The organism is Salinimicrobium profundisediminis, assembly GCF_026241755.1.
Classification (GTDB): Bacteria; Bacteroidota; Bacteroidia; order Flavobacteriales; family Flavobacteriaceae; genus Salinimicrobium; species Salinimicrobium profundisediminis.
The window spans coordinates 84,136-95,594 of record NZ_JAPJDA010000018.1 but is presented as its reverse complement, the minus strand read 5'-3'; the positions used below and the strand labels follow the sequence as shown (position 1 = coordinate 95,594).

Annotated in this window: 10 protein-coding genes; 2 read left to right on the top strand and 8 right to left on the bottom strand. The window is 40.8% G+C overall.

Going from position 1 to position 11,459, the window contains the following annotated elements; genetic code table 11:
• Nucleotides 1-95 precede the first annotated feature (95 nt).
• The 5 genes from OQ279_RS12065 to OQ279_RS12045 all read right to left on the bottom strand — a co-directional run bounded on the left by OQ279_RS12065 (nt 96) and on the right by OQ279_RS12045 (nt 7,296).
• Entirely contained in the window at nt 96-632 is a 537-nt protein-coding gene (locus OQ279_RS12065) for an OmpH/Skp family outer membrane protein (RefSeq protein ID WP_266070182.1), read from the bottom strand.
• A 229-nt stretch (nt 633-861) separates the two neighbouring features.
• Nucleotides 862-1,719 (bottom strand): class I SAM-dependent methyltransferase, encoded by an 858-nt coding sequence (locus OQ279_RS12060; protein WP_266070181.1) that lies wholly within the window; start codon nt 1,717-1,719, stop codon nt 862-864.
• Nucleotides 1,720-1,759: 40 nt separating this feature from the next.
• Nucleotides 1,760-3,631 (bottom strand): tRNA uridine-5-carboxymethylaminomethyl(34) synthesis enzyme MnmG, encoded by a 1,872-nt coding sequence (gene mnmG / locus OQ279_RS12055; RefSeq protein ID WP_266070180.1) that lies wholly within the window; start codon nt 3,629-3,631, stop codon nt 1,760-1,762.
• Between the two features lie 10 nt (nt 3,632-3,641).
• Nucleotides 3,642-4,061: an rRNA maturation RNase YbeY gene (gene ybeY / locus OQ279_RS12050; RefSeq protein WP_266070184.1), complete on the bottom strand. Its 420-nt coding sequence runs from the start codon at nt 4,059-4,061 to the stop codon at nt 3,642-3,644.
• Entirely contained in the window at nt 4,054-7,296 is a 3,243-nt protein-coding gene (locus OQ279_RS12045) for a coiled-coil domain-containing protein (protein WP_266070179.1), read from the bottom strand. Before OQ279_RS12045 ends, ybeY begins: the two co-directional genes overlap by 8 nt.
• 126 nt (nt 7,297-7,422) lie before the next feature.
• Here OQ279_RS12045 and gltX point away from each other — a divergent pair, with 126 nt between their 5' ends.
• Nucleotides 7,423-8,946 (top strand): glutamate--tRNA ligase, encoded by a 1,524-nt coding sequence (gltX, locus tag OQ279_RS12040; protein WP_266070178.1) that lies wholly within the window; start codon nt 7,423-7,425, stop codon nt 8,944-8,946.
• A gap of 77 nt (nt 8,947-9,023) precedes the next feature.
• Here the strand turns inward: gltX and OQ279_RS12035 are convergent, their stop codons facing one another.
• Entirely contained in the window at nt 9,024-9,704 is a 681-nt protein-coding gene (locus OQ279_RS12035; RefSeq protein WP_266070177.1) for an outer membrane beta-barrel protein, read from the bottom strand.
• A 74-nt stretch (nt 9,705-9,778) separates the two neighbouring features.
• Here OQ279_RS12035 and OQ279_RS12030 point away from each other — a divergent pair, with 74 nt between their 5' ends.
• Nucleotides 9,779-10,798: an SPFH domain-containing protein gene (locus tag OQ279_RS12030; RefSeq protein WP_266070176.1), complete on the top strand. Its 1,020-nt coding sequence runs from the start codon at nt 9,779-9,781 to the stop codon at nt 10,796-10,798.
• Here the strand turns inward: OQ279_RS12030 and OQ279_RS12025 are convergent, their stop codons facing one another.
• Together OQ279_RS12025 and OQ279_RS12020 are read right to left on the bottom strand one after the other, a co-directional pair.
• The gene (locus tag OQ279_RS12025; protein WP_266070175.1) at nt 10,799-11,023 is read right to left on the bottom strand and encodes a DUF6327 family protein; all 225 of its coding nucleotides are present in this window, start codon (nt 11,021-11,023) and stop codon (nt 10,799-10,801) included. It abuts the gene before it with no gap.
• Complete coding sequence (locus OQ279_RS12020; RefSeq protein WP_266070174.1) at nt 11,010-11,456, bottom strand: phage holin family protein; 447 nt, start codon at nt 11,454-11,456, stop codon at nt 11,010-11,012. Before OQ279_RS12020 ends, OQ279_RS12025 begins: the two co-directional genes overlap by 14 nt.
• Between the last annotated feature and the right edge of the window lie 3 nt (nt 11,457-11,459).

The following is an 11,459-nucleotide window of genomic DNA, read 5'->3' as shown; positions in this document are numbered from 1 at the left end:
TTCTGCTCATAGCCTAAAAATAAGCAGCTATAACTTTTTATACAAAAAAGAGGCTGCCTTTTCAGACAGCCTCTTTAAATATTACTACAAAAAATTTATTCGGTAACTACAGCATCTTGCTCTGTTACTCCACTGTTTTCGTTAAGTTCTTTAAGGATCTCCTGAGTGATATCAAGCCCTTCCTCGGCATACATGATATTAGCCGATTCGTTTGATCCAAAGATGTAGGTGTAATCATTTTCTTCACCATAAACCTTTACAAAATCTTTCACTTTGGTAATAAGGGAATCAATAACCTGATCTCCTTCCTGTCTTAGCTGCCCGCTTCTCATTTGCTGTTGCTGCTGAAGCATTTGCTGCTTTCTCATCAACTCATCCTGCGCAGCCTGTCTTTCGGCTTCAGACATGGTTGCCGCGTTATCTCTAAACGCCATAACTTCCTGCTGAAATCCTTGTGCAGCCGAATCAAGTTCTCTTTTTAAACTTTCAGACCTCTGGCTAAAATCGGCTTCCACCTCTTTCATTTCTGAATACTCCTGAATTAGAACAGTAGTATCAACATAAGCAGTTTTCTGATTATTGCAACTGGTAAATATTGCCCCCATTGAAAGGACCAAAAATAATTTTTTCATTTTTAAGTTTGTTTAGTTTCGCAGCAAAAGTAAGAAAGCATTTCCATTCCTTACTGAAAAAGCCAAAATTCTGATGCGATAAGTAAATTTAATAATAACTGAAGTTGAAATTTAAAAAAGCTATCGAAAATGGCTTTTTAAAGAGGTGAAAATAAGCTTCATCTTTAAAAATACAATCTACGACACCTCCTATGCTGAAAAAGTCGCTTAAATCACTTTAAAATGCGTTTTAGTTGTTTTTTCTGAAGAAGTAAGCCACCGAAGAATAGTTTCCAGAAGATTTAGCCTTAAAATTTGAAATTGCTCCCTTCCAAACCGCCTTGAGTACATTTGAAGTACCTGAAGCATATTTTTCTGAAAGTAGACTTACATAAAACGAATCGAAAAAAAGCCCTTTTTGAGAGGTAAGTAAAAAACCTGATGAATTAAATATCTTCTCTATTGCTGAAGGTGAGAAATGGTAAAGATGCCTTGGCACATCATAAGCCGCCCAGTGCTCTTTATATTTTTGCGCATCATCACTTTTAAAATTCGGTACTGCGATTACAAGAAGTCCGTCGGGTTTTAATAACCGGTATAACTCCTCAATCTGCTCTTCAAGATTAGGTACATGTTCCAGGACATGCCACATGGTAATTACATCAAAACTACCTGAAGAAAATTCGCGGGTTTCTTCTTCCAGCTCCACTCCTTTTTTTGAAGCCAGAGCCCTTGCTCCAGAATTAGGTTCTGCTCCAAAAACTTTCCATCCCCGTTTTTTTGCAGCCAAAAGAAAATTTCCCGTTCCCGCACCAACATCAAGAATTTTTACCTTGCCCGTTTTCTCCTGGGCTATCCAGTTCAATTTCCTGGAAAGCATAAGGTTTTTTACCTGCTGGTAAATCTTATCAAAAAATCCCCTTTTTGAATCGGTATGCGAGATGTAAGATTCACTTTTATAATAGTCGGGTAAACGCTCCAGATTTGGCTGAGGAAAGGTGGCTAAAAGATCCAGGTCTTTTGCCTTCCTCAACTCAAAAAATTCTCCGCTTACAGTATGATCTTTACATACAAGTACAGGTTGTTCAGAAAATTTGAGTGGTAACATTGAATGAATTTAGAAGATGTTCCACGTGGAACGATTAATTTTATCGACCCATGTAAACCAGTAAAACAGAAATATCATTCGGGCTCACCCCACTAATTCTTGAAGCCTGTGACACCGATGTTGGTTTCACCTTCTTCAGTTTTTCACGTGCTTCATAAGACATAGATTTGATCCTGGAATAATCAAAATCATTAGGAATTTTGATTCCTTCTAGCCTGTGAAGCTTATCTGCATTGTTCTTCTCCTTCTCAATATACCCGGAATATTTCACCTGAATTTCGGTTTGTTCAAGTACTTCCTCGTTCAGGTCATTTTCCTGAATGTACTCATCTACTCCACTAAAAGTTCGGATATTCTGCATGTCAATATTTGGCCTGGAGAATACTTTAAAGATCTTATCACTTTGCTTCATGGGAGCCGAATTATTTTCTTCAAGCACCACATTGGCTTCTTCAGGAGCAACACTGGTCTCCTTCAAAAATTCAACAAAAGCATAAGATTTGGATTTCTTCTCCTCCATCTTCCGCAGTCTTTTTTCAGAAGCAAGACCAATATCAAACGACTTTTTAGTAAGCCTGAAATCGGCATTATCCTGTCTCAACAGCGTACGATATTCGGCTCTTGAAGTAAACATTCTATAAGGCTCTTCTGTTCCTTTTGTGATAAGATCATCAATAAGAACTCCGATATAAGCTTCGCTGCGCTGCAGGATAAACTCTTCTTTTTCCTGCACTTTTAAAGCCGCATTTATTCCTGCCATCAAGCCCTGAGATCCGGCTTCTTCATAACCTGTAGTTCCGTTAATTTGTCCGGCGAAATAAAGTCCGTTAACCAGTTTGGTTTCCAGGGTATGTTTTAACTGGGTGGGCGGGAAATAATCGTATTCGATAGCATAACCCGGTCTAAAGAATTTCACGTTTTCAAATCCGGCGACCGAACGCAAAGCTTTAAACTGCACATCTTCGGGCAGCGAAGTAGAAAATCCGTTGATATACATTTCAACTGTATTCCAACCTTCAGGTTCTATAAAAAGCTGATGCCTGTCTTTATCAGCAAAACGATTGATCTTATCTTCGATTGAAGGACAGTATCGTGGACCAATACTTTTAATTCGACCGTTAAACATTGGGGAACGATCAAAGCCTTCCTTTAAAAGATTATGCACCTCGGGAGAGGTGTAAGACATGTAACAGGATCTCTGTTTTGTAAGAGGTTTTGTTTCGTCAAGATAAGAGAATTTAGCCGGCACATCATCGCCCGGCTGCTCAGTCATTTTTGAATAATCTAAAGATCTTCCATCAACACGTGGCGGGGTTCCGGTTTTCATTCTTCCGGCCTCAAAACCCAGCTGAACCAATTCTTCGGTAATTCCGGTAGCAGCTCTTTCCCCTGCTCTTCCTCCTCCAAATTGTTTTTCACCAATATGAATAAGACCATTTAAAAAAGTACCGTTGGTAAGGATAACACTCTTCGCTTTTATCTCTATTCCTAAAGAGGTTTTTACACCCACTACTTTATCACCTTCAATGATAAGACCAGAAACCATTTCCTGATAGAAATCGAGATTGGCTGTTGCCTCCAACCTAAGTCGCCAATGTTCAGCAAACATCATCCGGTCGCTTTGCACCCGCGGACTCCACATAGCAGGTCCTTTAGATTTATTGAGCATCTTAAACTGAATGGCACTGGTATCACTCACCAGCCCGCTATAGCCACCAAGTGCATCAATTTCCCGAACAATTTGACCTTTTGCAATCCCACCCATTGCAGGATTACAACTCATTTGTGCGATGTTTTGCAGGTTCATGGTCACCAAAAGTGTGCTGCAACCCATATTGGCTGCGGCCGCAGCGGCCTCACTTCCGGCATGACCGGCTCCTACAACTATTACATCATATTTTTCCTGAAACATAAATTTTTCTCTATTGTTCCACGTGGAACATTTGCATTTTTTCCTCTTCTTTTTGTCGCATTAACTGCGCTTCATCTTGAGATTTATCCTTGTATCCGCACAGGTGCAGTATACCGTGAATAATTACTCGTTGAAGCTCCTCGCTGAAAGTAACATTATATTCTGTTGCATTCTCCTCTACCCTTTGAGTGCTTATAAAAATATCTCCATTGAGAATGTTGCCAACCGAAGTATCAAAACTAATAATGTCGGTGAAAGTATCGTGATCGAGATACTGCTGGTTTATGTCAAGCAGGTAATCATCATCACAAAAAATAAAACTGATCTCTCCAGTCTTTTTCCCTTCAGATGCAATCACTCTTTTAATCCAATTCTCGTGGTTTGAAGCCTCCTTCAGTTCGAAGGAATTTTCAGAATAAAAATTAATTATCTCGTCGTTCAAAATATTCTTTTACTTTCAGTTTATAAACGGGGCGCAAAGGTAAGCTTTGTCGGTTTAAAATTTCAGTCGCATTAAAATATTCTTTGGCCCGTTCCCTTAGCGCCTTAGTCTCATTAATAAGCTCATCCTTACCAGTGGTAGATTCCCTTTCGGGTTTCTTATTCTGCTGAAGTTTTGCACGTTCCAATTCCAGCAATTTATGTTCCAATTGCTGCATTCTTTGTAAAATATCTTCACTAAAACCTTTTTCCAGAAGCTTCTTCTCAATTTGCTCCATATCTTTCTTTACTGAGTTTTCGGCTCCCTTATTTCCTTCTTTTCTCAACTGTTCTTCCAGTGCCTTTCTAAGCATTTGCTGCTCCTTAAAGATCCTGAACAATTCTCCACTTTCTTCTTCACTACCTTCCCCTTGCTTCCCGGTATTCTTCTCTTTCCCCTTCTCAAGCTGCTCATTCATTTCACCATTGAGTTGTTTCTGCTTCTGAATAATATCCTGAAGCTGCTCCCCCTGCCCTTCTCCATTTGAAGGGGAAGACTGTAGCATATCTTCCATATTCCCCAAAATATCGCTTAATAAATAGGCCAGATCGTTAGCTCCGGTTACCACGTACTGCTGACTGCTCAATCCTCTTCTTAGATCATTTTGGGCAAGCCTGTCCAGGGTTTGATCAAGACTGTAATCTACATCAATAAGCTTTTTGGTAATGGGTTCGCTAATCATTTCATTGCGCAAAGCCAAAGCATATAAACTATCATCAACATGCTTAAAATTTTCCCTGAGTAGATCCTGCCGCCGTATTCTCCCGGGAAAAGAAGCATTGTCCATGCCCGCTTTTTTGAAATCTTCCATAAGGTCTTCCTGGCCAAAAGAAAAAGTGACAAGATTATCCAGGATTTGCCTTAGCATGGCAACATCTTCCTGCATTTGCTGCATCTGTCCCTGCTGCATTTGTTGCTGCATCTTTTGGCTCATTTGTCGCAGTTGCTCTGCAGCCTTTTTCTGTTCCTTTTTCGCCGCTCCCCTATCCTGTTTTTCAAGTGCCTCTTTCGCCTTTTTCTGGGTCTCTTTTACATCCTCCTGCTCCTCCTTATTTTCGGGTAATTCCAGCGGCTTTTTCAAATCCTGGTTTTCCTTTTGTAACTGCGACATTTCCTCGAACAGTTCTTGTGTTTCTTTTGAAAGCGAATCTTGTGCAGCTTTATTATTCCCGTTCTCCTTTTGCGACAACTCCTCCTGCTCTGTAGCCAGTTCATCTAACTTTTCGGCGATACGTGCCGACTTTTCCTGAACATAATACTTCTTCGTTAGTTCAAGTAACTGTTCAAGACTGCGTTCCTGGTTCCGGGAATTTTTTGACAGCTCCTCCAGTTTCTCCTGTAAACCTTCCTTCTGGATCTTTTCTGAATACTTCTCCAGTTCCTCCAGCAATTCCTCATTCTTTTCAAGCTCCTCTTTCCTGTTTGAAAGCCGTTCCTCAAGTTCTTCTTTAAGATTCTCATTTTGCGGAGCAACTTCTTCCTGAAGATTTCTTTTAAGTTTTTCGGTAAAATTTTCCATCAGGCGGTTCTGCTGTTTTTGCCTTTCCAGGAAATTCTCAAGCTTTTGCCGGTCATTGTAATTTAGCTCCTGCTTTTCTTTTTCAAGCCGCGACAACTCATTCAATTCTTTTTCTGAAAGCTTCATCTTCTCAAGCGAACCATCTATTCCCTCTATAGCCTCTCGTTGTTCCTGAAGTCTTTCCTGCTTTTCTTCACTGTCAGTTTTCTTACGATAGCTAAAAAGTCGGCTTTTTGAGCTTTTATAACCATTAAGTACGTCATTATCAACCACTTCGAAGTAAAATTGGTAAGATTTACCTTCTTCAAGATCCAGGGTATCAGGAAATATGCTTACAAATTCCCCTACATTTCCATTTCTATGAGGAAGGGGCAGCTTTTTTGCCATTTTTGGCACCTCAGTTTCCTGAATAACCATATTCACTTCGGAAATACCATAATCATCAGAGAACTTTCCGAAGAAATATTGCAGATCGGGATTTAAAGAATCAATTTGATGTTCCAGCTGAAGTTGGGGATATTCATCCTTTACACTTTCAATCCCGTAAGCAAGTTTCTCAAAATTCTGAACCTGCTCGTTCGAAGTACTTATATTGTAGTCAACAGAATTGCGAATTTGCTTTTGCAACATAAAAACCTGTCCGTTCTTTTGAAACTGGTAAATACTATCCTGTAATGCCATTTCTACCACCTTGGTGGCCGAAGTCTCCACCTCCCAATTCACCAAAGTACCTTCGGGAACGGTTGCATTTCCGGTTCCTTCAACAACCTCCTCCCCCAGCCCGGTATGTGGAGGATATTTAAGAATCATCTTCAAATTCCGCATTTTTGGCACCTCTACAACTCCGACTCTATAGTTGGCCGACCTCACTTCATTTGCCGACAAATTGAAACTGAAGGATTCCTGCGCCGGCTCAAAAGTGTATTCAAAAGTGCCGGGAGAAACACGTTTCATAAAATAGTTTTGCCCATCATAGTTCACAGAAACATCTTGCGGCACCATCCTGCCACTTGTACTCACCCTGATGGTGAGTGGCTCATTCTCCCGAATTTGTAATTGTTCATTGTGAAGCTGAAAAGAAAATGGAGCCGGTGGCTGGTAGGCAGTTTTGTAATGTACCACCCTTTCGTAACTCCCCGAGAAAACTTCAGTTCTCCCCGAAAGCACAACCAAAAGAATAATGATAAACGGAATTGCAGCGTATTTTAAATACGGCAGGTTCTTCTTAAAATTTATCGCCATAGAGAAAGGAACCGGCTTTAACTGCCGCGCCTTTTGATCTATAGATGCCAGTAGGAGATCACTCTTCTGGTCATTTTTACTAAGCTGAAGAAGGTTGAGCAGCTTGTCATTCACTTCAGGAAAATACTTCCCGATAATGCGCGAAGCTTCAGTATAACCAATTCCGCGAGAAATTCTGAAGAGCTTTAGTAATGCATAAACGATAAACCTTCCGAAGAGAAAGAGTTCTACACCAATAAAACTCCAGAACAACACACTGCGGCCTGTTGGATTTAACCAAAACAGGTGTTCTATAAAAAGGGTGGCCAAAAAATAGAGCAGGCCAATGGCAACAAAAAAGATGAAACCCTTTAAAAGTTCGTTGAGATAGAACTTCCTTATAAAGGCCTCCAGCTTTTGTCTTAAGATCTCAAAATTGTCCATGCTCCTCCCCTTTTTTGAATCTTCTAAAATTACAATTAATTCAATAATTAAAACAAACTCTCACATTTACAGTGCCATTTCGAGAACCTAAAGAATCCTTTATCTTTGTGCAATAAAACCAGCTTTATGTCTACAGAAAAAGTAAGAGTGCGTTTTGCACCAAGCCCCACGGGGCCGCTACACATAGGAGGAGTAAGAACTGCACTTTTCAACTACCTGTTTGCTAAAAAACACGGCGGAGATTTCATTCTTCGTATTGAAGATACAGACCAGGCCAGGTATGTTGAAGGCGCCGAAGATTATATTATAGAATCCCTTAACTGGTGCAACATCCCCTTTGATGAAGGCCCCGGAAAGGAAAAAGATGCCGGGCCCTACCGCCAAAGTGACCGAAAACACCTCTACCGCGAGTATGCTGAAAAGCTTTTAGCTTCGGGAAATGCATATTACGCTTTTGATACTGCGGAAGAACTCGATAAACACAGGGAAGATCACGAAGCCCAGGGAAAGACTTTTATCTACAACTGGCATAACAGGGGAAAACTGAAGAATTCTCTCGCCCTGCCTGAAGCTGAAGTAAAACAAAAAATTGAAGCCGGAGAACCTTACGTGATTCGCTTTAAATCTCCCGAGAATGAAACCTTGCAGCTAAAAGATGAGATTCGGGGAGAAATGACTATTGAAACCAAGATCCTTGACGATAAAGTACTTTTTAAGAGCGACGGGATGCCAACCTATCACCTCGCCAATATTGTTGATGATCATTTAATGAAGATCACGCACGTAATAAGGGGAGAAGAATGGCTGCCTTCTCTTGCCCTGCATGAGCTACTCTACCGCGCATTTGGCTGGGCGGCTCCTAAATTTGCACACCTGCCCCTTATTTTAAAGCCACAGGGTAAAGGGAAATTGAGCAAGCGAGACGGAGACAAATTAGGATTTCCGGTATTTCCGCTGGAATGGAAAGATCCAAAATCGGGTGATATCTCGAGCGGATACCGCGAAGAAGGGTATTATCCGGAAGCTGTTGTCAATATGCTGGCCCTTTTAGGCTGGAATGCCGGTGGCGGAACAGAAAAAGAGATCTACAGCCTCGAAGAATTGACCCACGCCTTTAGCCTGGAGCATGTTTCTAAAGGTGGCTCTAAGTTTGATCCCGAAAAAACCAGGTGGTTTCAACATCACTATATGCAGGAAACCGGAAATGAACAAATTGCAGCCGATCTTGTAGATCTTCTGAAAACAAAAGATATCTCCACAACTCCCAAATATGCACAGCACATTGTATCACTTTTAAAGGAAAGAACCACCTTTTTAAGCGATTTTTGGAACCAGGGCAGCTACTTCTTCACTGCTCCTGAGAACTATGACGAGAAGGCGGTAAAAAAGGCCTGGAAAGAAGATACGCCACAAATCCTTCAGCAGGTCATAGAAATATTGGAAAATACTGAAGATTTTTCTGCTGAAAATGTGCAGGACCGGGTAAAATCCTGGATCACTTCCGAAGGAATTGGTTTTGGAAAGGTCATGCAGCCCTTCAGGATCTCTCTGGTAGGCGCCATGCAGGGACCAGATGTTTTTGATATCGCAGCTGCCATTGGAAAAGAAGAAACAGTTGCCCGCTTACAAAAAGGAAGGCAACAGTTCTAGCTTTCAAAATTATCTAACAAAAAAGCCATTTTTGAGACCTCTCAAAAATGGCTTTTTTAATGAGTTATATTTTTTATCTAGAGATAGAAAGTGATGCCTCCTGCAATTATGCTCATACTTCCTTTAAAAGAAGGAACCGAAGCATCTGTCTCCTGCAGGTTCTCATCGTTAAGACCTTTCAGGAAGTTGTTGATACCGTATTGATATTGCGCCCACAACTTAAGAGATTCCCATCCCCCACTTAATCCTACTGCCAGGTTAAAATTGAAAGTAGATACATCTTCAATGTCGGTGGCAGTGATATCATAATCACCTACATAATATAGTTCCTTGTCCTGCCTGGCCTCCATTTTGCCATTTACCTGCACTACCGGCCCGGCTTCAATACTTAAATAGTGATCAATCAACTTGTAACTTGCAAAGAAATTCCCCTGCACCCCAATCATATTGTATTCTATAGGAGATGCTTGAGAGGTTGCTTCAATTTTTTCCCGCCCATCAATATCTACTCTAAAATCATAAAAATTTATTCCATAAACGAATTGCCAGTTGTTATAAAAGGAAGCGCGGGTTGTAAAACCTGCTGTCCAACTGGTCTTTGAAGTCACCCCCAGCTCATTGGTCGTAATATTAAAATGATTTACACCGCCCTGCAGGCCCAACCTGTTGTACTCGCCATCCCAAAGCTTTCGCTGTGCCTGGCTACTTAGGGTAAAACATAAGATTCCCATTAAAAGAATAACTTTTTTAAGATCCATAGGTATGATTTGAGAAATGAACGGCTAATGTAGGAGAATATTTTTATATCTTTCGTTAAAATAATCTTACAGCCATGATATCCACCATCTTATCTGCAGTCTTTATTGTCTTCGCATTAATCATTCTTTTTTCGGGAATATTTACCGTTAAACAACAGACTGCTGCTGCCATTGAACGCTTCGGAAAATTTCAGCGGGTAAGCAGCAGCGGACTCCATTTTAAAGTTCCGGTAATTGACCAGATTGCTGGCCGAATCAATCTAAAAGTGCAGCAACTTGATGTTCTTGTAGAGACCAAAACCAAAGATGATGTTTTTGTAAAACTTAAAATATCTGTACAGTTCCAGGTCATGATTTCCCGCATTTATGATGCCTTTTACAAACTTGAAAATTCACATGAACAAATCACCTCTTATGTGTTTGATGTGGTGCGTGCAGAAGTGCCAAAAATGAAGCTAGATGACGTATTTGAGCGCAAGGACGATATCGCTATTGCTGTAAAACGGGAGCTTAACGAGGCTATGGAAGAATATGGTTATGACATCATTAAAACATTAGTAACAGATATTGATCCCGATATACAGGTAAAAGCCGCTATGAACCGCATCAATGCTTCGGAAAGGGAAAAAGTTGCTGCGGAATATGAAGCTGAAGCCGAAAGGATCAAAATTGTTGCCAAGGCCCGTGCCGAAGCCGAAAGTAAACGCCTACAGGGACAGGGAATTGCCGACCAGCGACGTGAAATTGCCCGCGGTCTTGAAGAAAGTGTTGATGTATTAAATAACGTGGGTATCAACTCCCAGGAAGCATCTGCTCTTATAGTGGTTACCCAGCATTACGACACACTCCAGTCTTTAGGGGAAGAAACCCAGAGTAACCTTATCCTCCTGCCAAATTCCCCACAAGCCGGAAGCGATATGCTTAATAACATGATTGCCTCCTTCACTGCTTCCAATCAAATTGGAGAAGCCATGAAAAAAGAAAATGCGCTAAAAGAGAAGAAACGAAAAGAGAAAGAAGAGCGTAAGAAAAGGGAACTTCCTCCACAACCACCTGTTGAAGATCAGGATGAAGAGGATTCTCCTCAGGAGTAGTTATTTGAACTTATCTCCTATAAAGCCCAGCACCGAGGTAGCGCCTTTGAGCACATAGCGGTTCTTTAGCACACTATCGGCAGCGTCTTTTAAAATACGTTTGGGGGAGAGACTTTCTTTTGTTTGATTATAGCTCAAAAGGACTTTCTCCTTATCAATCTCCTTTTGGAGCTTCAAAAGTTTAAGATCCCGGTCTATTTCTTTGAAATTTTTATACTCTCTCATTGTCCTTAATTATGATTTCGTCGGTTTCGAAGTCTTTCTGAGGAGTAAACTCATGATGTTCTTTATGCTTAGGCTTCTTTTCAGGCTCCTGGAAGAACTTTTTTGAAGCTCCCGGTAAGATGGCCTTCATAAGCACTTTACTTCCGAAGAAAACAAAGAAAAGTATCAGTAAAAGGTAAATACCTGCCACAATGAAGAACCCACTGCTGGGAGAATCTATCCAGTTACTAAGTGCAACAGCAACGGCAATAGAAAAAAATAAGACAAAAAAGAGCGCAAAAAGAGCTATTGCAGCGCCTTTAATGGCGGCAATAGCTCCCTGCATACTTTTATTAAAGAGGTCAAGTTTGTAGTACTCTGCACTGCTATGTGCAAGAGCCCTGACATTCTCTTTTAATTGTTGAAGGTTGTTAGATATTCTTCCAAATGCCATAAA